The organism is Streptomyces sp. NPDC028991 (assembly GCF_055564775.1).
On record NZ_JBVHVP010000027.1, the window covers coordinates 44,750 to 65,679 of the forward strand.

Annotated in this window: 18 protein-coding genes; 9 read left to right on the forward strand and 9 right to left on the reverse strand. The window is 73.4% G+C overall.

Annotation, left to right across the window (positions count from 1 at the left end; genetic code table 11):
* Nucleotide 1 precedes the first annotated feature (1 nt).
* From cseB to ACZ4V1_RS31780, 4 genes are all read right to left on the reverse strand, one after another.
* Nucleotides 2-706: a two-component system response regulator CseB gene (cseB, locus tag ACZ4V1_RS31765; RefSeq protein ID WP_468343185.1), complete on the reverse strand. Its 705-nt coding sequence runs from the start codon at nt 704-706 to the stop codon at nt 2-4.
* A 164-nt stretch (nt 707-870) separates the two neighbouring features.
* Entirely contained in the window at nt 871-1,536 is a 666-nt protein-coding gene (locus tag ACZ4V1_RS31770; RefSeq protein ID WP_468343188.1) for a hypothetical protein, read from the reverse strand.
* Nucleotides 1,524-2,057, reverse strand: a complete 534-nt coding sequence (locus tag ACZ4V1_RS31775) for a SigE family RNA polymerase sigma factor (protein ID WP_468343191.1) — start codon at nt 2,055-2,057, stop codon at nt 1,524-1,526. The genes ACZ4V1_RS31770 and ACZ4V1_RS31775 overlap by 13 nt, the downstream gene beginning before the upstream one ends.
* A 360-nt stretch (nt 2,058-2,417) precedes the next feature.
* Nucleotides 2,418-3,386, reverse strand: coding sequence for an HhH-GPD family protein (locus ACZ4V1_RS31780; RefSeq protein ID WP_468343194.1), 969 nt, complete (start codon nt 3,384-3,386; stop codon nt 2,418-2,420).
* A 119-nt stretch (nt 3,387-3,505) separates the two neighbouring features.
* On the opposite strand from ACZ4V1_RS31780, the gene ACZ4V1_RS31785 reads away from it, so the two are divergent.
* Both ACZ4V1_RS31785 and ACZ4V1_RS31790 read left to right on the forward strand, forming a co-directional pair.
* Complete coding sequence (locus ACZ4V1_RS31785; RefSeq protein WP_468343197.1) at nt 3,506-5,218, forward strand: sensor histidine kinase; 1,713 nt, start codon at nt 3,506-3,508, stop codon at nt 5,216-5,218.
* Nucleotides 5,215-5,886: a response regulator transcription factor gene (locus tag ACZ4V1_RS31790; protein ID WP_468343200.1), complete on the forward strand. Its 672-nt coding sequence runs from the start codon at nt 5,215-5,217 to the stop codon at nt 5,884-5,886. The genes ACZ4V1_RS31785 and ACZ4V1_RS31790 overlap by 4 nt, the downstream gene beginning before the upstream one ends.
* Nucleotides 5,887-5,892: 6 nt before the next feature.
* On the opposite strand, the gene ACZ4V1_RS31795 is transcribed toward ACZ4V1_RS31790, so the two are convergent.
* Nucleotides 5,893-6,543, reverse strand: coding sequence for a phosphatase PAP2 family protein (locus tag ACZ4V1_RS31795; RefSeq protein WP_468343203.1), 651 nt, complete (start codon nt 6,541-6,543; stop codon nt 5,893-5,895).
* A gap of 174 nt (nt 6,544-6,717) precedes the next feature.
* Here ACZ4V1_RS31795 and ACZ4V1_RS31800 point away from each other — a divergent pair, with 174 nt between their 5' ends.
* On the forward strand, nt 6,718-7,575 hold the full coding sequence (locus tag ACZ4V1_RS31800; RefSeq protein WP_468343206.1) for a hypothetical protein: 858 nt from the start codon (nt 6,718-6,720) through the stop codon (nt 7,573-7,575).
* A gap of 99 nt (nt 7,576-7,674) precedes the next feature.
* Here ACZ4V1_RS31800 and disA read toward each other — a convergent pair whose 3' ends face one another.
* Nucleotides 7,675-8,799 carry a DNA integrity scanning diadenylate cyclase DisA gene (gene disA, locus ACZ4V1_RS31805; RefSeq protein ID WP_121748391.1) on the reverse strand — a complete coding sequence of 375 codons (1,125 nt, stop codon included), beginning with the start codon at nt 8,797-8,799 and terminating at the stop codon, nt 7,675-7,677.
* 81 nt (nt 8,800-8,880) lie between these two features.
* Nucleotides 8,881-10,290, reverse strand: coding sequence for a DNA repair protein RadA (gene radA / locus ACZ4V1_RS31810; RefSeq protein WP_468343210.1), 1,410 nt, complete (start codon nt 10,288-10,290; stop codon nt 8,881-8,883).
* Between the two features lie 348 nt (nt 10,291-10,638).
* Between radA and ACZ4V1_RS31815 the strand changes: the two genes are divergently transcribed.
* A complete protein-coding gene (locus tag ACZ4V1_RS31815; RefSeq protein ID WP_468343213.1) occupies nt 10,639-12,462 on the forward strand; it encodes a BACON domain-containing protein in 1,824 nt (607 codons plus the stop codon).
* Between the two features lie 98 nt (nt 12,463-12,560).
* Here the strand turns inward: ACZ4V1_RS31815 and ACZ4V1_RS31820 are convergent, their stop codons facing one another.
* A complete protein-coding gene (locus tag ACZ4V1_RS31820; RefSeq protein WP_468343216.1) occupies nt 12,561-13,373 on the reverse strand; it encodes a DUF3109 family protein in 813 nt (270 codons plus the stop codon).
* Between the two features lie 71 nt (nt 13,374-13,444).
* On the opposite strand from ACZ4V1_RS31820, the gene ACZ4V1_RS31825 reads away from it, so the two are divergent.
* From ACZ4V1_RS31825 to ilvD, 4 genes are all read left to right on the forward strand, one after another.
* The gene (locus tag ACZ4V1_RS31825; RefSeq protein WP_468343219.1) at nt 13,445-14,377 is read left to right on the forward strand and encodes a Ppx/GppA family phosphatase; all 933 of its coding nucleotides are present in this window, start codon (nt 13,445-13,447) and stop codon (nt 14,375-14,377) included.
* Nucleotides 14,378-14,742: 365 nt separating this feature from the next.
* Entirely contained in the window at nt 14,743-15,627 is an 885-nt protein-coding gene (locus tag ACZ4V1_RS31830) for a sugar phosphate isomerase/epimerase family protein (RefSeq protein WP_468343222.1), read from the forward strand.
* Nucleotides 15,624-16,235 (forward strand): TetR/AcrR family transcriptional regulator, encoded by a 612-nt coding sequence (locus ACZ4V1_RS31835; protein WP_468343225.1) that lies wholly within the window; start codon nt 15,624-15,626, stop codon nt 16,233-16,235. The genes ACZ4V1_RS31830 and ACZ4V1_RS31835 overlap by 4 nt, the downstream gene beginning before the upstream one ends.
* Before the next feature lie 126 nt (nt 16,236-16,361).
* On the forward strand, nt 16,362-18,215 hold the full coding sequence (gene ilvD, locus ACZ4V1_RS31840) for a dihydroxy-acid dehydratase (RefSeq protein WP_468343228.1): 1,854 nt from the start codon (nt 16,362-16,364) through the stop codon (nt 18,213-18,215).
* A 22-nt stretch (nt 18,216-18,237) separates the two neighbouring features.
* Here ilvD and ACZ4V1_RS31845 read toward each other — a convergent pair whose 3' ends face one another.
* Nucleotides 18,238-20,373 (reverse strand): serine/threonine-protein kinase, encoded by a 2,136-nt coding sequence (locus ACZ4V1_RS31845; protein ID WP_468343231.1) that lies wholly within the window; start codon nt 20,371-20,373, stop codon nt 18,238-18,240.
* 182 nt (nt 20,374-20,555) lie between these two features.
* On the opposite strand from ACZ4V1_RS31845, the gene ACZ4V1_RS31850 reads away from it, so the two are divergent.
* Nucleotides 20,556-20,879 (forward strand): SH3 domain-containing protein, encoded by a 324-nt coding sequence (locus tag ACZ4V1_RS31850; protein WP_468343234.1) that lies wholly within the window; start codon nt 20,556-20,558, stop codon nt 20,877-20,879.
* Nucleotides 20,880-20,930: the final 51 nt, after the last annotated feature.

A 20,930-nucleotide genomic window follows, 5' to 3' on the forward strand; every position in this document is an offset into this window, starting at 1 on the left:
GTCAGGGCTTCAGCTTGTAGCCGAAGCCACGGACGGTCTCGATGCGGTCCTGTCCGATCTTGGTGCGCAGCCGCTGCACATGGACGTCGACGACGCGGGTGTCACCGCCCCAGCCGTAGTCCCACACGCGCTCCAGGAGCTTGTCGCGCGAGAGGACCGTGCCCGGTGCGGAGGAGAACTCCAGCAGCAGCCGCATCTCGGTCGGGGTGAGCGCCACCGGCCGCCCGGCCCGGCGCACCTCCATGCCCTCGGTGTCGACCTCGAGCTCACCGAAGGCGAGCACACCCCCGGTGTCCGCGGCGCTCCCCGCGTCCCCCCGGTCGCCGCCGCCGGCGTGCCCGAAGCGGCGCAGCACCGCGCGGATCCGGGCGACCAGCACAGCCCCGTCGAACGGCTTGGTGACGTAGTCGTCGGCGCCGGCCTCCAGCCCCAGAACGACGTCGATGGAGTCCGCCCGCGCCGACAGCATGATCACCGGCACGGTGGACTCGTCCCGGATCCGGCGGCACAGGCTGACGCCGTCGAGGCCGGGGACCATGACGTCGAGGAGCGCGATGTCGGGGCGGTCGGCGCGGAACGCCTCCAGGCCCGACAGTCCGTCGGGCATCGCGGTGACCGCGAAGCCGTCCCGCTCCAGGGCGAGCTGCGTGGCCTCGCGGATGACGTCGTCGTCCTCGACGAACAGAACGTGGGTCTGGTCTGCCATCCGGGTGCTCTCAGTCCTCGTGTGCGTTCACTCGGTAGACGCGGGGGGCGCGCGCCGCGTTCATTTCTCCGCCGGTGCTCATGTCCCGGCCGGGTTTCATGTCTCCATCGGTCCGAGCGGCCCGGTCGGTTCACGCGGCCCGGTCGGTTCACTCGCCGCGGGCGTCAGCTGTCCGGTTCGGGGGCCGGGGTCGGCACGTTCCCGGCGGCGTTGCTGTAGTCGTTGTGGGTGCGGAACTCCTCGGTGAAGCGGCCCGAGGCCCAGCGGTACGTGATCACGTTCTCGCCGGACGGACTGGACACCGGATCGCCCTTCTCGTACACCTGCTTGGTCACCACCAGGTCGCCGCGGTCGATCTCCGCGTAGACCGGCGGCTCCTCGGCCCTGAACACATTCTGGTACGCGCCGTCTTCCTCGCGGTACACGTAACTGCCCACACCCACCGCGTCACCGCACGTCAGCACGTTGACGACGACGTCCTCGGCGGGCCCCCCGGTCAGCTCCCCGTACGACACGTCGACGGGGTACTCGTCGGCGACGCACGGCTTCAGCTCGCGCTTGACCTCCGCGGAGACCCTGGGGTCGGCCTTGACCAGCCGGACCGGGTCCACCCGGTCGGGGGCCTTGGAGGGAGAGGCCGCGGGCGACGACGAGGCGGCGCCGCCCACCGCGTCCGCGTGGGCCGGCCCCTCGTCACGGGCGCCGGTGCCGCCCGCGCCGCAGCCGGAGAGGGAAACGCCGAGGGCGACGAACACGGCCACCGCCGTACTCGCCGCCTGCACGCTCTTCCGGGCCTCCCCGGGTGATCGACCGACGGTCAGGCCGCGCAACGCTCCCGCTCCTCACGCTCCAGCGCCCGTGCGTCCAGATCGCGGGCGACCAGCTCCTCGCGGAGCCGGGCGAGCGCCCGGTGCAGCGTGCTCTTGACCGTTCCGGCCGACATGCCGAGGGCGGCGGCCGTCTCCTCCGTTGACATCTGCTCCCAGTGTCGCAGCACCACGACGCTGCGCTGCTTCGGGGCGAGCACCTTCATGACGTCCATCAGCAGGGCGCGGTCCGCGTGCTGCTGGGTGGAGTCGTCCACGCAGGACTCCGGGAGCTGCTCGGTCGGCACCTCCTCCAGCTTCCGCGCCCGCCACCACTCGGTCCGCGTGTTGATCATCACCCGGCGCAGATAGGCGTCCGCGAGCCGCTTGTCCTCGATGGTCGACCAGCGGCGGTACGTCCGCGCCAGCGCGGTCTGCAGCAGGTCCTGGGCGTCGACGGGGTCCGGGACCAGGCGCCGTGCGCTGCGCAGCAGCGCGTCCTGCCGGGTGCGGACGTACTCCTCGAACTCGAGCACCTCGCCCATGTCAACCGCCTTCCGATCCCCGTACTCCGGCGGTCTGGTCGCCGCCGGCCCACTGCCTGTGGTCCGTAGTCCTGCCGTGCCCCGGGGGCACAAAACGAAGGTAGGGAAGCGTTGTCACGGCGCTGTGCGATGCAGCCTGCGGGGGGCCCTCGGCTGTCCGTCGGTTGTGTAACGGACGGGGGAACCGGCTGAAACGACAGACCACTTGGGGGTGACAAGGGGTGATTTGCCGGATATGCGAGCTGTCACAGAAGCACCCGCCGCCGCTGTGCTCCGGTTGTACGTCGGTCAGCGGTACGTCGTCAGCGGTACGTCGGTCAGCGGTACGTCGGGTCAGCGGTACATCAGGTCAGCGGTACGTCAGGTCAGCGGCAGCCGGTACAGCCCGTCCGCCAGCGGCTCCACCAGGCCGTCGGCGACGAGGCCGTCCAGGGCCCGGGCGCGCTGGACCGGTTCGTGCCACACCTGGTCGAGGGCCGCCTGTGGCACCGGCCCGTGCGCCTCCCGCAACACGGCGAGCAGCCGGCCGCGCACCTGCCGGTCGGTACCCGCGTACGTCTGGCCGCGCCGCGGCGGCCCGTCGTGCGCGGGCTTGCCGGCCAGCCGCCAGGCGCACCGGTCCGCGATCGGGCAGCGGTGACACGACTCGTTCTTCGCCGTGCAGACGAGCGCGCCCAGCTCCATGGAGGCGGCCGCCCAGCGGGCCGCGCGCGCCTCGTCGTCGGGCAGCAGCGCACGCGCCAGCTTCCGCTCGGCCGCGGTGGTCGCGTTCGGCGGGTACTGAGCACCGGCGACCGCCCGGGCGAACACCCGCCGGACGTTGGTGTCCAGCACGGCGTGCCGCTGGCCGTAGGCGAAGGAGGCGACCGCGGCGGCCGTGTACTCGCCGATGCCGGGCAGCGCCAGCAGCTGGGCGTGGTCCGCCGGTACGTCGCCGCCGTGCCGTTCCGTTATGGCCGCGGCGGCGCCGTGCAGGCGCAGGGCGCGGCGCGGGTAGCCGAGCCGGCCCCAGGCGCGGACGGCCTCGCCGGGCGCCTCCGCGGCGAGGTCGGCGGGGCGCGGCCAGCGGGCCAGCCACTGCTCGTAGACGGGCAGGACACGGCTCACCGGCGTCTGCTGGAGCATGAACTCACTGACCATCACACCCCACGCGCCGGCCTCCGGGCGCCGCCACGGCAGATCGCGGGCGTGCTCGTCGAACCAGTCGATGACGGGGGCGTGCAGCGGTACACCGGAGGCGGCCCGCTCACCGGCCGGGCCGGCGGCGGAGGCCGGGGGCGCGGCGGGGTCGGAGGGGCCGTTGTGCGAGGGCTTCGTGGGCGCAGTCATGACTGTCCGATCCTGCCACGGGAGGACCACCACCCGGGCGCTCCGCCACCCGGTATCGGCCACGACCCCTGACGATCGGCAGGGGCGCGGCCCTGCCCGCCGCTTGTAGCGTCGGCCTCATGGAAGGTACGCGTCCGGCCGACGACGCCGGGGCCGGTGGTGGTGCGGCTCCCGGCGCGGGCGCCGGACGAGGCGGCCGCATGGGGCACGGCGGCGATCCGGGAGCCCCCGCCCGACTCGTCCCCCTCGGCAGAGGCGCCCTCCTCTGGGCCGCCCTCGCTCTCCCCGCGGTCACCGCGGACCGGCTCGGGATGAACGAGCCGCGTCCCCTCTGGCAGCAGCTGGCCGGCCTGGGCGTGCTCGCCGTGGCCGTCGCGTTCTCCCGGCGGCAGCCGCTCGTCGCCTTCGTGCTGACCGCGGGCCTGAGCCTGGCCGCGGCCCCGGCCCTGTTCAGCGTCTCCTACGGCCCTGCCCTCGGCACCTTCGCCCTGCTGCTCGGCCTGCGTGCGCGGCGGCCCCGCCCCTCGGTGGCCGGCTTCGTCGGTGTGGGCGCCGCCGGCACGGCGCGGATCGCGCTGGTCGGAGTCGATCCGGCGCCCGAGTGGCTGGTCCTGACGGGAACGCTCCTCTTCGGCTGCGTCTTCCCCTGGCTCGGCGGGCGCTACTGGCGGCAGAGCAGGGCGCTCGCCGAGGCCGGCTGGCTCCGGGCGGCCCGTCTGGAGGACGAACAACGGCACGCGGAGGAACGGGCCAGACTGCGCGAGCGGGCCCGGATCGCCCAGGACATGCACGACTCCCTCGGTCACGAACTGAGCCTGCTCGCCCTGCGCGCCGCCGCCCTCCAGGTCGCACCGGGTCTCGCCGCCGACCACCGCACCGCAGCGGCCGGCCTGCGCGTCGCCGCCGCCGACGCCACCGACCACCTGCACCGCATCATCGGCGTACTGCGCGAAGTGTCCGTCGGCGACGAACCCGCCCCGCTGACCCCGGCGGGCGAGAGCGTCGAGGACCTCGTCGCCCGGGCGGCGGAGTCGGGCCTCCCCGTCCGCTGGGAACCGCGGGACGACGCAGCCGCCCCGGTTCCGGAACCCGGCGGCATCGCCGAACGCCTGCTGTACCGGGTGGTGCGCGAGGCGCTGACCAACGCGGCCCGGCACGCGCCGGGCGCCCCCGTCGTCGTGGCGGTCACCGGGCAGGTCCGCGGCACGACGGTCACCGTCACCAACGGGCCGGCCGTACGGGAGGCCTCCCGCTCGTCGGGCGGTTCGGGTCTGCTCGGGCTGCGCGCCGCCGTCACCTCGGTCGGCGGCGACTTCGGCGCGGGCCCGCACGAGGACGGCTTCCGCGTCCGGGCGTACGTCCCCGCACAGCGGACACCCGCCCCCGCTTCCCGGCCGGCCCCGTCGGCGCCCTTCGCCCGCGCCCGACGCCGCGTCGCCCTCGGCCTGGGCGCCGCGGCCGGTGCGGGCGTCGTCCTGGTCGGCACGGCCTTCGGCTGGTACGCGTACACCGAGACCCACTCGGTGCTCAGCCCCGCCGCGTACGCGGACCTGCGCCCGGGCACCCCGTACGACGAGATCGCCCCCGTACTGCCGGACCGCGCGGTCAACGATCCGCCCGTCGAACGCGCCCCGGCGCCCCCGAAGGACGCCGACTGCCGCTACTACCGGTCGAGCGGGGAACTCCTCGTCTCGGTCGACCACTTCCGGCTCTGCTTCGACGAAGCCGGCGGAGCGGGGCACCTGGTGGCCAAGGACGTCATCCCCCGCGCCGGACCGCCGTCCGGCGCGGGACACGAGCCGACCGAGCAACACGAGGAGTCCGTACGGTGATCCGGGTACTGCTGGCCGACGACGAGGCGATGGTGCGGGCCGGCGTGCGCGCCATCCTGGCGAGCGGCGGGGAGAGCGAGGTCGTCGCCGAGGCGGGCGACGGCCGCGCGGCGGTCGAACTCGCCCTCGCCCACCGCCCCGACGTCGCCCTGCTGGACATCCGCATGCCCCGCCTGGACGGCCTCACGGCGGCCGAGGAGATCGTCCGGACCGCCCCCGGCACCGCCGTCGCGATGCTGACCACGTTCTCCGAACAGGCCTACGTCGCCCGCGCGCTGGCCGCCGGTGCCACCGGCTTCCTGCTGAAGTCCGGGGACCCCTACGAACTGATGGCGGGCGTACGGGCCGTGGCCGAGGGCGCCGCCTTCCTGTCCCCGAAGGTCGCCCGGTACGTCGTCGAGGACCTCGGCAGGGGCGGTGGCGGCGGCCGGCTCGCCCGCGAGGAACACGCACGCGCCCGTGTGGCGCGGCTCAGCCCCCGCGAACGCGAGGTGCTCGGCCTCGTCGGCGCCGGTCTGTCCAACCCGGAGATCGCCGCCCGGCTGCACCTCGTCGAGGGCACCGTCAAGGCGTACGTGAGCGCGGTCCTGGACCGGCTGGAGGTACGCAACCGGGTCCAGGCCGCGATCGTGGCGTACGAGGCGGGACTGGTCGAGACGGACGCCTGAGGCGCCTCAGCGCCGCCGGTGCGAGGTGGCGTACGCGGCGGCGGGAGCGGCGGCCGGGCCAGGACCGGTCAGCCACCGCACCGCGGGCGCCGACGACGCGCGCATCGCCTCGGCCAGCCGGGTCGCCGGACTCCTGCCCAGACGTACGGCCGTGGCGGCGACCACGGCGCCGAGCAGCAGCCCGGCGGCGACGTCGTGCGGGTAGTGCACGCCGACGAAGACCCGGGAGAAGGCCATCAGCAGGGCGAGCGGGGCCGTCATCCAGACGACCGCCCGCCGGACCAGGGCCAGGGCGACGGCCGAAGCGCCCGCTATCGTCGCGTGGTTGCTGGGGAAGGACCAGTCACCGGCCGGCGGGCACGCGGCCAGGGAGGGCACCGATTCGGCGGCGGCCCGGCACGGACGCTCCTGCGTGAAACCGGACTTGAGCAGCTCACTGCACACGTACGCCACAGCCGTGGCCACGGGTGCAAGGGCCGCGATCGCGAACGCGTGAGGGCTGTCGCGGCGTGACCGCCACCAGGCGACGACGAACAGCGCGCCGAACACCAGGATCCCCGCCTCCGTCCACACCTCCGCCGTGTGCTGGACCCATACCGGGGTGTCGTGGGCGAAGTCGGTGATGTCGCGGTACAGCTCGTCGTCCTCGAAGGTCATGCTCACCGACGGTAGGCAGCGGGCTGATTCGGTCACACCCTGCGATCGACACGTGCGGCACCTGACGATCGGCAGGGGTCAGGAGCGGTCTCCGGAATGATGATCCGTAAAAGTTGCTGCCCTGAACGGCGGGTGGGACAAGGGAACGCGCCGATCTCTCGTACAGTTTGCGCCGTGGGATCTCTGCGCAATCCGGTCGGGCCGCTTCCCTCCTCCATCTACTGGCGACGGAGGGCCGTACTGCTGTCCCTGTTCGCCCTGTTGGCGCTGCTGATCACGTGGATCGTGGTCGGCGGCGGCGGCGGCGGCGGTGGCGGTGGCGGCGGCCGCGAGGACGGCGCCGACGGCAAGAATCCGGCGCCTTCGATCACTCCCGGGCCCTCGGACTCCGGGCCGGCGATCAGTCAGGCGCCCGGAGGCCGCGACGAGTCGGGGAGCGGAGGCTCCGGCGGGCCGGGTTCGGATGCGGGCTCCGGTTCCGGTGACGGTGACGGTTCCGGTTCCGGCGGCGGTGAGTCCGGCGGCGGGACCGGGTCCGGTGGATCGGGCAGTGCCGGCGGAGGCGGTTCCGGTGGCGGTGCGGTGACCGGTGTCGGCGCGGGTGACGTGCTGCCGGGTGGCTCGAGCCTGTCGGACTGCACGCCGGGTGCGGTGAAGTTGAGCCTGCGCAGCGTCCGCAACAACTACTCGCCCGGCCAGACACCGACCTTCGAACTGACCGCGCGGAACACCTCCGGGAGCGACTGCAAGATCGATCTCGGTCCGGAGCACGCGGTGTTGACGATCACTCCGGCCGAAGGCGACGACGCCTACTGGTCGTCCGACGACTGTGTCGAGGGCACGGGCAGTCTGCGGTACCGCGTGGCCGCCGGCAGCGGCATCACCTACACCGTGAAGTGGGACCGCAAGCCGAGCGCCCCCGAGTGCGGGACGCCTCCGGCGGGATCGGCCAAGGCGGGGACGTATCTGGTGGAGGCCAAGGCGGCCGGGTTCGAGAAGGTGCGGACGTCGTTCGTGCTGAAGAGCGACTGAGCCGAGCCGACAGGCCGCCACTCACGAGAGCCCGGAGCCGAGCGAGGCCCCCCGACCGAGGCCGAGTCCGAAGCCTCGGCCTCGGTCTTGGTATCGGTCTCAGACGTACCGCTCGAGAATCGACGACTCCGCCAGCCGGGACAGGCCCTCCCGCACGCTGCGTGCCCGCGCCTCGCCGACCCCGTCCACCGTCTGGAGATCGTCCACGCTGGCGGCGAGCAGCTTCTGCAGGCCGCCGAAGTGCTCCACCAGCCGGTCGATGATCGCGCCGGGCAGCCGCGGCACCTTCGCCAGCAGCCGGAAGCCACGCGGCGACACAGCCGAGTCCAGAGTCTCCGGAGAGCCGGTGTAGCCCAAGGCGCGGGCCACCGTGGACAGTTCGAGCAGCTCGGCGTGGCTGAGCTTGTCCAGCTCGGCGAGCGCCTCCTCGACCGTGCGGGAGCGCTTGGCGGTCGGCTCGGGCACGTAGTCCCGCACGACCAGCTCGCGCTCGGGCTCCACACCGGCGATCAACTCGTCCAGCTGGAGCGCCAGCAGCCGTCCGTCCGTGCCCAGCTCCACCACGTACTCGGCGATCTCGGTCGCGATGCGGCGCACCATCTCCAGCCGCTGCGCGACCGCCGAGACGTCCCGGACGGTGACCAGGTCCTCGATCTCCAGCGCCGACAGCGTGCCCGCGACCTCGTCGAGGCGGAGCTTGTAGCGCTCCAGGGTCGCCAGCGCCTGGTTGGCCCGGGACAGGATCGCCGCCGAGTCCTCCAGCACCCGCCGCTGGCCGTCGACGTAGAGCGCGATCAGCCGCATCGACTGCGACACGGAGACGACGGGGAAGCCGACCTGCTTGCTGACCCGGTCCGCCGTACGGTGCCGGGTGCCCGTCTCCTCCGTGGGGATCGTCGGATCGGGGAGCAGCTGCACCCCGGCGCGCAGGATCTTGGACAGGTCCGAGGACAGCACGATGCCGCCGTCGAGCTTGCACAGCTCGCGCAGCCGGGTCGCGGTGAACTCCACGTCCAGTACGAAACCGCCGGTGCACATCGACTCGACGGTCTTGTCGGATCCCAGCACCATCAGGCCGCCGGTATTGCCGCGAAGGACCCGCTCCAGGCCGTCCCGAAGGAGCGTGCCGGGCGCCACCGCGCTCAGGGAAGCGCGCATCAGGCCATCGGCACCGGCACTCCCACCGGACTTTCCGGGAGCTGCTGCCCGGTCGTTGGCTGCCACTGCACTCCTCCGGTCGCAGGTTCTTCAGGTGCTCCCCTGTCGCACACTCGGTCGTACGGACGGGCGAGACCAGGGCAAAGTCTACCGGCGGTCCTCGTCCTCCCGTGGGGCCTCTCGCCGACGCGAGCGCGGAAGCACCCGCAGGGCGTCCCCTATGTCCGCGACTTCCAGGACCTTCATGCCGTCGGGAACCCTGCCGGGGTCGGTCGGCACCAGCGCGTGCGTGAAGCCCAGACGGTGCGCCTCGGAAAGCCTGCGCTGCACGCCGGTGACCCGTCTCACCTCACCGGCGAGGCCGACCTCGCCGATCGCGACGAGGTTCTTGGGCAGCGGGGTGTCGCTGGCGGCCGACGCGAGGGCGAGCGCGACGGCGAGGTCGGCGGCCGGCTCGGACAGCTTCACACCACCGACCGTCGCGCTGTAAATATCCCTTTTGCCCAGGGCGCTGATGCGACCGCGCTGCTCCAGTACGGCCAGCATCATGGACACGCGGGAGGTCTCCAGACCGGACGTGGTGCGCCGCGGGGACGGGATCTGGGAGTCGACGGTCAACGCCTGCACCTCGGCCACCAGCGGGCGTCGGCCTTCCAGGGTGACGGTCAGGCAGGTACCGGGCACGGGCTCCGCGCGGCGGGTGAGGAACAGTCCGCTGGGGTCGGTGAGGCCGGTGATGCCCTCGTCGTGCAGCTCGAAGCAGCCGACCTCGTCGGTGGTGCCGTACCGGTTCTTGACGCCGCGCACCAGCCGCAGGCGGGCGTGCCGGTCGCCCTCGAAATGAAGCACGACGTCGACGAGGTGCTCCAGCAGCCGTGGACCGGCGATGGCTCCGTCCTTCGTGACATGCCCCACCAGCAGGGTGGACATGCCGCGGTCCTTGGAGGCGCGGATCAGGGCGCCCGCCACCTCCCGCACCTGCGCCATGCCGCCGGGGGCACCGTCGATCTCGGGCGAGGCCACCGTCTGCACGGAGTCGAGGATCAACAGCGACGGCTTCACCGCGTCCAGATGCCCCAGCACCGCCGCGAGGTCGGTCTCGGCCGCGAGGTACAGATGGTCGTCGATGGCCTTGATGCGGTCGGCGCGCAGCCGCACCTGGCTGGCCGACTCCTCACCGGTGACGTAGAGGGTCTTGTGCTCCTCGCTCGCCGACTTGGCCGCCACGTCCAGCAGCAGCGTGGACTTGCCGACGCCGGGCTCACCCGCGACGAGCACCACGGCGCCGGGCACCAGTCCGCCGCCGAGCACCCGGTCCAGCTCGGGCACGCCGGTCGAGCGGGCGGTCGCCTGGCGGCCGTCGACCTGGCCGATGGGCAGCGCGGAGGTGGTGACGCGCCCCGGCGTCGTCGTACGGACCGCGGGCGCGCCGTACTCCTCGACCGTGCCCCAGGCCTGGCATTCGGGGCAGCGGCCGAGCCACTTGGCCGTCTGCCAGCCGCACTCGGTGCAGCGGTAGGACGGCCGTTCCTTGGTGGACTTCGTACGGGCAGCCATGCACGAACCGTAACCGCCCCCACTGACAACCCGTGCCACGGCGAGGGACCGGCCGGCCCTTCCGCGGCCGGCCGATTCCGCGCGCCGTTCCGGGGACGGACGCCCGCGGGACGGCCCCGACCCATGACGAGACGAACCGCGCTGAGCGCACCCCACCGAACCCGCGCCGGTCGCCGCAGGCACCCCCGTCGCGCGGCGGCACCACCCCGAACGGAGCACCCGGCACCCTGAACCGGCCGCGGAACCACACCTTCCTGTCCCCTTATGAGGGATCGTTTCACCCGTACGGATTAAAAGTGTCCAAAGCGCCAGTTCGCGCCACCCATAGCCCCCTACGGTCGCCGAGTGATGAGGAGCAGTCCGGAGACCACGACCCGCACGACCGGCGCACACCGGGCGCACCGGGAAGCGCGTGACCGCACCGCGGCACGCACGCTGGCGCAGCGGCCGCCCGCGCGCTACGACGCGTATCTGGACGGCCTGTTCACATACTGCCTGTCCGTGCTCTGCGACCACGACGCCGCGACCGAAGCCCTGGGCGACGTCCTCGTGCTCGCCGAGCGCCGCGGCCACCGGGCCCCCGGAGCCGCCGGGGACCGCAGGGCCTGGCTGTACGCGCTGGCCCGCTGGGCCTGCCTGCGCAAGCTGGCCGAGGCCAAGCAGAAACGTCCGAGCAGTCACGCGGCGGGCCGCCCCGACACCGCCGCGCGGAACGGACACGGCGGACTCCACGGGCGCGACGCACGCCACGGGCGCGACGGGCGCGACCGACGCGACGGATGGGAAGGAAGGGAAGGGCGCGACGGGAACGACGGGAACGAGGGGGAACAGCAGCGACACCGCCGCGAACTCGCCCTCCTCGCCTGGCCGGAGGCCGCGGGCACCACCCCGGAGCAGCGCGAGGCGCTCGAACTCGCCGTGCGCCACCACCTGGCCGCCCACGAGGTCGCCGCCGTCCTCGGCATGGACCTGGCCGCCGCCCGCGAGCTCCTCGCCTCCGCCGCCTGCGAGGTCGAGCGCACCCGCGCCGCCCTCGCCGTCGTCGAGACGGGCACCTGCCCGGGCGTCGCCCGCCTCACCGGCGACAACCAGTACGTGCTGAGCACCGCGCTGCGCCGCGAGCTGGTCCGGCACGTCGACGACTGCCCCCGCTGCCGCCGCACCGCCGAGCGCGCCATCCCCGGCCGCTGGCCCGGCACCAGCGTGACCCCCGCCGAACTGCCCGTCCTGGAGGCACCCCGCGCGGTGCTGCACATGGCCATGGCGCACGTCCCGCGCGCGCGAGGCACGGCCCCCCGCTTCGACCGGCGCGGCTTCCCGATGGACCCGAAGGACCGCGCGGCCCGGCGGGACCGCCTGCGCGCCCGTGCCGTCACCACGACCGTCGTCGCCACCGTCGTCGCCGCCCCCGTGCTCGCCCTGTGGGCGGCCTACCGGGGCACCCCGGTCGTCGAGGGCGAGGACGGCCGCTCGGCCAGCGCCAGCGAGGCGCACGGCCCCGACGGCCTGGACGGCGAGTCCGCGGGCGGCGGCCACGGCTACGAGAACGCGGGCAACGCCGGCACCACCCCGGGCACCCGCTTCGGCAGGGACGGCAAGGCCGACGTCTCCGTGGAGGTCGTCAGCGTCTCCGGCGCGGGCGAGAAGGGCGCCGGCCGCCTGGAGGTCACGGCCGGCCACGACGGCGACACCACGCTCGTCACCCTGACCGCGGCCGGCGACACACCGGTGCGCTGGTCCGCGTCCACCGGCGCCACCTGGCTGTACCTGAGCCAGTCGTCGGGCACCCTCGACCCCGGCGAGACACTGACGATCAAGGTGTACGTCGACCACCTGCGGGAACCGTCCGGCCACTGGCGCGCACGGGTGGCCGTCTCACCCGTCGGCGCCATCGTTTCCATCGATGGCTACGGCACCGCGCCCAGCCCCTCCCACCCGGGCCCGGTACCGCGCCCCGGCCCGCCCGACGACTCCCCGTCCCCGTCCGGCCCGGGCCCGGATCCGTCCCCGTCGACGTCGGCGCCTCCCGACCCGACCCCCACGGACGACCCGCCGCCCACGTCACCCGCCCCGGACCCGACGCCGACCGGCGACCCGTCGCCCACCGGCGGCACGGGCGGCTCGTCACCGCCGCCCGGCGAGGGCGCCGACCCGGGCCCGTCCACCTCGTAGACGCCTCGCAGCGCCTCGCAGAACGGCGTCCAGCGACCGGGGTCCAGCGACCGGGGTCAGTGGAAGGCGTTCAGTGACCGGCGTTCAGTGACCGGCGTTCAGCGGGCCGGGTCCGCCGGATGCGGAGCCACCAGCGGCAGCTGCGAGGCCAGCCGCTCCTCGCACAGCTCGACCAGCCGGTCGTAGCCCGCCTTGCCCATCAGCTCGATCAGCTCCGGCCGGTACGAGACGTACACCGGGTCGCCCGCTCCGTGCGCCGAGGTGGCCGAGGTGCACCACCAGTGCAGGTCGTGCCCGCCCGGACCCCAGCCGCGCCGGTCGTACTCGCCGATCGACACCTGCAGCACGCGCGTGTCGTCGGGCCGGTCGATCCACTCGTACGTCCGCCGGACCGGAAGCTGCCAGCACACGTCCGGCTTGGTCTCCAGCGGTTCCCGGCCCTCCTTCAGGGCCAGGATGTGCAGCGAGCAGCCCGCGCCCCCGGCGAAGCCGGGCCGGTTCTGGAAGATGCACGACCCCTGGAAGGGCCGGGTCTGCCGGGAACCCTCGTCGTCCTCGGAGACCCAGCCGTCCCGCGTGCCCTCGGCGTGGTGCTGCCAGACGTCCGGCGTGAGCCGCGCCACGTGCTCGGCGACCCGCTTCTCGTCGTCCTCGTCGGAGAAGTGGGCGCCCAGCGAGCAGCACCCGTCGTCCGCGCGGCCCGCCTGGATGCCCTGGCACCCGCTGCCGAAGATGCAGTTCCAGCGGGAGGTCAGCCATGTCAGATCGCACCGGAAGACCTGTTCGTCGTCCGCCGGATCCGGAAACTCCACCCACGCGCGCGCGAAGTCGAGGCCTTTCTCGTCGCCCATTTTGTGCTTCTTTTCCTTCTTGGCCGACTTTTCGTCCTTCGCCTTTTTCGTCTTTGGCACGGCTCCAGGGTAAGTCGCCCGGGCCGGATGACGGCACCGCCGCACTCCCCGCTGGCAGTAGCGTTCCGTACATGAGACTCGGTGTCCTCGACGTGGGTTCGAACACGGTGCATCTGCTGGTGGTGGACGCACACCCGGGCGCGCGCCCGCTGCCCGCCCACTCGCACAAGGCGGAACTGCGCCTCGCCCAGCTCCTCGACGAGGACGGCGCGATCGGCCCCGACGGCGTCGACCGGCTGGTCGCCGTAGTCCGGGAGGCGCTCCAGGCCGCCGAGGACAAGGGCGTCGAGGACCTCCTGCCGTTCGCCACCTCCGCCGTGCGGGAGGCGAGCAACGCCGACGACGTCCTCGCGCGCGTGCGCGAGGAGACGGGCGTCGAGCTGACGGTCCTCAGCGGCGCCGAGGAGGCCCGGCTCACTTTCCTGGCCGTCCGGCGCTGGTTCGGCTGGTCCGCCGGCAAGCTGCTGGTCCTCGACATCGGCGGGGGTTCCCTGGAGATCGCCTACGGCATCGACGAGGAGCCCGACACGGCCGTGTCGCTGCCGCTCGGCGCGGGCCGGCTGACCGCCGCCCGGCTGCCCGGCGACCCGCCCCACCCGGACGACGTCCGGGCGCTGCGCCGCCACGTCCGCACCGAGATCGCCCGCACGGTCGGCGACTTCAGCCGCTTCGGCGCCCCCGACCACGTGGTCGCCACCTCGAAGACCTTCCGGCAGCTGGCCCGCATCGCCGGTGCCGCCCGCTCCGCCGAGGGCCTCTACGTCCAGCGCGAGCTGAAGCGGGCCTCGCTGGAGGCCTGGGTGCCCCGCCTGGCCGCCATGACCACCGCCGAGCGGGCCGAGCTCCCCGGCGTCTCGGAGGGCCGCGCGAACCAGCTCCTGGCCGGTGCGCTGGTCGCCGAGGCCGCGATGGACCTCTTCCACGTGGAAAGCCTGGAAATCTGCCCGTGGGCGCTGCGAGAGGGCGTGATCCTGCGCAGGCTGGATCACATGGGCCAGGGATGAGGACCCCCTGAGGACCCCCCTGAGGGCCCCCTGAGGAGCCCTCGAGGAGCCCCCGCGAGGGCGCGGGGGCCGTACCGATGCGCGGCTCCGCCGCGTGGGCGCGGCACCACGACGCACCCCGCGTCCGCATCCACAAGGCGCGCACCCCGCACCCCGCACCCCGCACCCCGTACCCCGCACCCCGCACCCCGTACCCCGCACCCCGTACCCACGACGCCCCCCCGCCCCGCGCCCCGCACCCACAAGGCGCGCACCGCGCCCGCACCCGCGACGCACCCCGCACCCCGCACCCGTCCTATGGCAATCACCACAACGGCGAAGAGGCGCCCCGCACCCTCCGACCCGCACCCCGTAACCTGGCCCCCGTGGCAGAACCAAGGGACGTAGTCCGCATCCCGGACGCGAAGGTCGCCCTGTCGACGGCTTCCGTCTACCCGGAGTCGACGGCGACGGCCTTCGAGATCGCCGCACGCCTCGGCTACGACGGAGTCGAGGTCATGGTGTGGACCGATCCCGTCAGCCAGGACATCGACGCGCTGCGCAGACTCAGCGACTACCACCGGATGCCCATCCTGGCCGTGCACGCGCCCTGCCTGCTCATCACCCAGCGCGTCTGGTCCACCGACCCCTGGGTGAAGCTCCAGCGCGCCCGCGCCGCCGCCGAGAGACTCGGTGCGAGCGCCGTGGTGGTCCACCCCCCGTTCCGCTGGCAGCGGCAGTACGCCCGGGACTTCGTCAGCGGCATCTGGCGGATGGCGGACGAGACGGACGTGCGGTTCGCCGTCGAGAACATGTACCCCTGGCGCTACCGCGACCGCGAGATGCAGGCGTACGCCCCCGACTGGGACGTGACGAAGGAGGACTACCGGCACTTCACGATCGACCTCAGCCACGCCGCCACCTCCCGCACCGACACCCTCGACATGCTCGGCCGCATGAGCGACCGCCTCGGGCACGTCCACCTCGCCGACGGCAAGGGCTCCGCCAAGGACGAGCACCTCGTCCCGGGCCGCGGCAGCCAGCCCTGCGCCGAGGTGCTGGAGCACCTCGCGCGCACCGGCTTCGACGGCCACGTCGTCATCGAGGTCAACACCCGTCGCGCGATGTCCAGCGCCGAACGTGAGGCCGATCTCGCCGAGGCACTGGCCTTCACCCGCCTGCACCTGGAGTCGGCGGGAGCCGCGGGCCCGGCGGGCGCGGCAGGCTCACCGGGGACGGCGGACCCGGCGGGGAAGGCGCACCGGCGGTGAGTGACACCGCCGGGGGAACCCGCCGCCGCGGCCGCCCCCCGCGCACCGAATCCGCCGGCACCCGCGACCGCATCCTGACCGCGGCCCGCGAGGAGTTCTCCGAACGCGGCTACGAGAAGACGTCCGTACGCGGCATCGCCAAGGCCGCGGGCGTGGACCCGGCGCTGGTGCACCACTACTTCGGCACCAAGGAACAGGTCTTCGAGGCGGCGATCGAGGTCGCCTTCGCACCGGTCCTCGGAGCCCCCGAGACGATCGGCGACGGCCCCCTCGACGGGGTCGGCGAGCGGCTCACCCGCTTCTTCTTCGGCCTGTGGGAGAACCCGGGCACCCGTACGCCGCTGCTGGCCATCGTCCGCTCCGCCGTGAACAACGACACCGCCGCCGCCGTCTTCCGCCGCCTGATCGCCGCCCAGCTGCTGCGCCGCATCGCCGCCCAGCTGGACCTGCCCGACGCGGAGCTGCGCGCCGAACTGGCGGCCGCGCAGCTGGTCGGCTGCGCGGTGCTCCGGTACGTGATCAAGGCGGAGCCGCTGGCGTCGGCGGACCCGGAGCGGATCATCGCCCGCCTGGCACCGGTCGTACAGGGCCACCTGACCGGTCCCTGAGGCCGCTCTCCGGCCGTCGTGGCCCGAGACAGGCGTCCCGCATTCCGGACGCCCTGTCCCGACCCCTGGATGAGCGGCGTACGCTCGACGTCAGTCATTACTCTCCAAGGAGCGAGGCGAGCGACGATGCCCGAGCTGAGGTCCCGCACAGTCACCCACGGCCGCAACATGGCGGGCGCCCGCGCCCTTATGCGTGCCTCCGGGGTACCCGGCGCGGACATCGGCCGGAAGCCGATCATCGCGGTCGCCAACAGCTTCACGGAGTTCGTGCCGGGCCACACGCACCTCGCCCCGGTCGGCCGGATCGTCAGCGAGGCGGTCGTCGCCGCCGGCGGCATCCCGCGCGAGTTTAACACGATCGCCGTCGACGACGGCATCGCCATGGGCCACGGCGGCATGCTCTACTCCCTGCCCTCCCGCGACCTGATCGCGGACAGCGTCGAGTACATGGTCGAGGCCCACTGCGCCGACGCCCTCGTCTGCATCTCCAACTGCGACAAGATCACCCCGGGCATGCTCAACGCCGCCCTGCGGCTGAACATCCCCACGGTCTTCGTCTCCGGCGGCCCCATGGAGTCCGGTCGCGCCACCCTGGTCGACGGCACGGTCCGCACCCTGGACCTCGTCGACGCGATGTCGGAAGCGGTCAACGACAAGATCTCCGACGCGGACATCCTCCGGATCGAGGAGAACGCCTGTCCCACCTGCGGCTCCTGCTCCGGCATGTTCACCGCCAACTCGATGAACTGCCTCACCGAGGCCATCGGCCTCTCCCTCCCCGGCAACGGCTCGGTCCTGGCCACCCACACCGCCCGCAAGGCGCTCTACGAGAACGCCGCCCGCACGGTGCTGGACCTGACCCGCCGCTACTACGAGCAGGACGACGACTCGGTCCTGCCCCGCAACATCGCCACCCCCGCGGCGTTCGCGAACGCCATGGCGCTCGACATCGCGATGGGCGGCTCCACCAACACGATCCTGCACCTGCTGGCCGCCGCCCAGGAGGCGCAGGTCCCCTTCGGCCTGACCGAGATGGACGCCCTCTCGCGCCGCGTCCCCTGCCTGGCGAAGGTCGCGCCGAACGTCGCCAAGGACCGTACGTACTACATGGAGGACGTGCACCGGGCCGGCGGCATCCCCGCTCTCCTCGGCGAGCTGCACCGCGGGGGCCTGCTCAACGAGGACGTGCACTCCGTCCACAGCCCGTCCCTGGCCGACTGGCTGAAGACGTGGGACGTCCGCGGCGGCTCCCCGTCCCCGGAGGCGGTGGAGCTGTGGCACGCGGCCCCCGGCTGCGTCCGCTCCGCCGAGGCGTTCTCCCAGTCGGAGCGCTGGGACTCCCTCGACGAGGACGCCGAGGGCGGCTGCATCCGCTCCGCCGAGCACGCCTACTCCAAGGACGGCGGCCTGGCCGTCCTGCGCGGCAACCTGGCGGTCGACGGCTGCGTCGTGAAGACGGCCGGCGTCGACGAGTCCATCTGGACCTTCGAGGGCCCGGCGGTCGTCTGCGAGTCGCAGGAGGAGGCCGTCCAGAAGATCCTCACCCAGCAGGTCAAGGAGGGCGACGTCGTCGTCATCCGCTACGAGGGCCCCAAGGGCGGCCCCGGCATGCAGGAGATGCTCTACCCGACCTCGTACCTGAAGGGCCGCGGCCTCGGAAAGACCTGCGCCCTGGTCACCGACGGCCGCTTCTCCGGCGGCACGTCCGGGCTCTCCATCGGCCACGCCAGTCCCGAGGCCGCCGCCGGCGGCACCATCGCCCTGGTCGAGGACGGCGACCGCATCCGCATCGACATCCCGAACCGCTCGATCGAGCTGCTGGTCGACGACGCCGAGCTGGCCCGCCGCGAGCAGGCCCTGGGCGGCGTGTACGCGCCGAAGAACCGCGACCGCAAGGTCTCCGCGGCCCTGAAGGCCTACGCGGCGATGGCGACCAGCGCCGACAAGGGCGCCGTGCGCGACGTGAGCAAGCTCGGCTGACCACCGGCCGGACCCGGCACCGTCACCAGGCGGCCGGGTCCCGCCCCGCCACCCCGAACACCGTGCCGTCGGGCGCACCGGCGTAGACGTGGCCGCCCGCGAGTACGGGCCGGGGGAGCGCGGCGGGCACGCGGTCCGACTCGGCGCCGAGCCGCGGCCGGGTCTGCCCGAGCAGCCGGCCCTCGCGGGCGTCCACACCGAGGAGCCGCCCGTCCGGAGCGGTGACGTACACATGCCGCCCGTCGGAGACGGGCGCCGATCCCCGGCTCACCCCCGTCTCCAGCCGCCACCGCTGCTTCCCCGCCGCCATGTCGACGGCCACCAGCGAGCCGCCCGCACCCATGAGGAACACCGTGTCCCCGTGCACGCCGGCCTCCGCCTGCGCGACCGGCACGGGCAGCTTCACCCGCCGGACGTCCCCGGTGGCGGGCGTGTACCGCACCACGGCCTTCGCGTCCCCGTACACGGCACCCCCGGCGACGAGGTACACCGACCCGTCCGCCGCCCCCACGGGCGTCAGCGACCCCGCCAGCTCCGCGTCCCACCGCACCTCGCCCGTCGCCGGATCCACCGCGGTGACCCGGGTCCGGCTCCCGCCCCCGGACTCGCTCGCCGCGTACGCCGACGAGTCCCCGGCGAAGGAGGAGAAGTACGGCACGGCCTGCCCCGGAATCCGGTGCGACCACTCGACGTCACCGGAGGCGCTGTCCACGCTTGTGACCGTCCCGTCGGGGCGGGTCAGCAGCAGCCTGCCGCCGGCCGCCCGCACTCCGTCGTACTCGGGCAGGTCCTCCTGCCACACCTGCCGGCCCGAGGCGGGATCGAGCGCCTCCAGAGTGCCGATCCGGTCGAGGAAGGGCTGGACGAGGCCGCCCGACACGACCGGCGCTTCGCTCCGTGCCATGTCCGCCACCTCGTGCCGCCACAGTGTGCCGCCGTCGGCCGGATCGAGGGCGAAGACCAGACCGGGCCGCGCGCACAGCAGTACCCGCGCCGCGTACGAGCACTGGGGCATCCCGCCGCCCTCGGGCCCGGGCCCCGCCTCCCACTCGCCGAAGCCGCCCGGCGTGCCCTGCGCCGCGGTGGGAGTACGCGCCGGTTCCGTACCGCCGAACACCTGGACCGAGGTGAGCCCGCCGAGTACGGCGAGACCGACCGTCCCGGCCACCAGCCCCGTCCGCCGCCCCAGCCGCCGCACGGACCACCGCGCGGGCACGTCCGCCCGGGGCCGCGGCGTACTCGCCCCGACAGCCTCCGGCGCTTCGTCCGGCGCCTCCGGTGCTTCCTCCGGCGTCCGCTGCGCCGGTATGAACACCTGCGTGTCGTACGCCGCCGCCACCGAACGCAGCTCCCGCATCAACTCGTCCGGCGTGGGCCGTTCGTCCGGCTCCTTGGCGAGGCACCGCAGCACCAGCGGCGCGAGCGTCTCCGGTACGCCGGTCAGGTCGGGCTCGTCGTGCACGACCTGGTAGGCGACGACGTACGGACTGTCGGAGTCGAACGGCCCGCGTCCGGTCGCCGCGTGCACCATGAGCGACCCGAGCGCGAACACGTCCGCGGCGGGCCCCACCTCCCGGGGCCGCCGGAACTGCTCGGGCGCCATGAAGGGCGGCGTCCCGATCAGCTTCCCCGTCTCCGTGCGCAGTTCACTGTCCTTCGGCCGGGAGATGCCGAAGTCGATGACCTTCGGCCCGTCCTCGGCGAGCAGCACGTTGCTCGGCTTCAGATCCCGGTGTACGACGCCCACCCGGTGGATGTCGCGCAGCGCCTCCGCGAGCCCGGCCATCAGCCGGCGCAACTGGGCAGGATCCATGGGGCCGTTCCGCTTCACCTGCTCGGAAAGCGTCGGGCCGGGGATGTACAGCGTGGCCATCCAGGGCCGCCCGGCATCCGGATCGGCGTCGACGACCGGCGCCGTGAAGGCCCCGCTCACCCGCCGCGCCGCGGCCACCTCCTGCCGGAAGCGTCCCCTGAACTCGGTGTCCCTGGCGTACCGGGCGTGTACGACCTTCACCGCGACCCGCATCCCGGAGGTGCTGCGGGCCAGATGCACGACCCCCATGCCACCCGAGCCCAGACAGGACTCGAGCCGGTAGTGACCGGCATACTCCGGAAGTTCCGCTTCCGCGCCCGCTCCGGCGTTCGGCTGCGGCGCCATGGAACCACCCCCGTGCTGTTCGTTCGCGCGCGCGACGCTCGGAGCCTAGTCGATGGTTCTTCTGGGGCCGAGGAGGCTTGCTAGCCTCCGCGTGCGAGTTGCGAACTGGTGTTTCGTACCTTGTTCCATGGGAATGAACGTGACCCCACGAAACCCGTGGGGTGCAACGGGGGAGGTTTTTCATGTCTGTCGACCAGCTCACGGACGCCACGGGCGGGGACGAGAAGGCGGCCACGGAGGCCGTCGCCACGGCGGCCGCCGCCGGCTCCTACCCGGTGGCGCCGGGCTACCGGCTGAACGTCCGCAGCGGTCCCGGCACCGGCTACTCCATCGTGCGGACCCTGCCCGAGGGTTCCCGGGTCCAGATCAACTGCCAGACGCCGGGGACCCGCGTCTCGGGCCCGTACGGCACCTCGAACATCTGGGACGGCATCGGCAGCGGCCAGTACGTCTCCGACGCGTACGTCCGCACCGGCAGCGACGGGTACGTGGCCCCTCGCTGCTGACCTTGTAACAGGGGTGTTCTGAAAGCGTATTAGGAGGTTGCCGAGAGGAAC

Excerpts from the sequence above, each read along its gene's own strand:
- cseB (WP_468343185.1), bottom strand. The coding sequence starts at position 706 with ATGGCAGACCAGACCCACGTTCTGTTCGTCGAGGACGACGACGTCATC.
- ACZ4V1_RS31775 (WP_468343191.1), bottom strand. The coding sequence starts at position 2,057 with ATGGGCGAGGTGCTCGAGTTCGAGGAGTACGTCCGCACCCGGCAGGAC.
- ACZ4V1_RS31780 (WP_468343194.1), bottom strand. The coding sequence starts at position 3,386 with ATGACTGCGCCCACGAAGCCCTCGCACAACGGCCCCTCCGACCCCGCC.
- ACZ4V1_RS31785 (WP_468343197.1), top strand. The coding sequence starts at position 3,506 with ATGGAAGGTACGCGTCCGGCCGACGACGCCGGGGCCGGTGGTGGTGCG.
- ACZ4V1_RS31795 (WP_468343203.1), bottom strand. The coding sequence starts at position 6,543 with ATGACCTTCGAGGACGACGAGCTGTACCGCGACATCACCGACTTCGCC.
- radA (WP_468343210.1), bottom strand. The coding sequence starts at position 10,290 with ATGGCTGCCCGTACGAAGTCCACCAAGGAACGGCCGTCCTACCGCTGC.
- ACZ4V1_RS31815 (WP_468343213.1), top strand. The coding sequence starts at position 10,639 with ATGAGGAGCAGTCCGGAGACCACGACCCGCACGACCGGCGCACACCGG.
- ACZ4V1_RS31825 (WP_468343219.1), top strand. The coding sequence starts at position 13,445 with ATGAGACTCGGTGTCCTCGACGTGGGTTCGAACACGGTGCATCTGCTG.
- ilvD (WP_468343228.1), top strand. The coding sequence starts at position 16,362 with ATGCCCGAGCTGAGGTCCCGCACAGTCACCCACGGCCGCAACATGGCG.
- ACZ4V1_RS31845 (WP_468343231.1), bottom strand. The coding sequence starts at position 20,373 with ATGGCGCCGCAGCCGAACGCCGGAGCGGGCGCGGAAGCGGAACTTCCG.
- ACZ4V1_RS31850 (WP_468343234.1), top strand. The coding sequence starts at position 20,556 with ATGTCTGTCGACCAGCTCACGGACGCCACGGGCGGGGACGAGAAGGCG.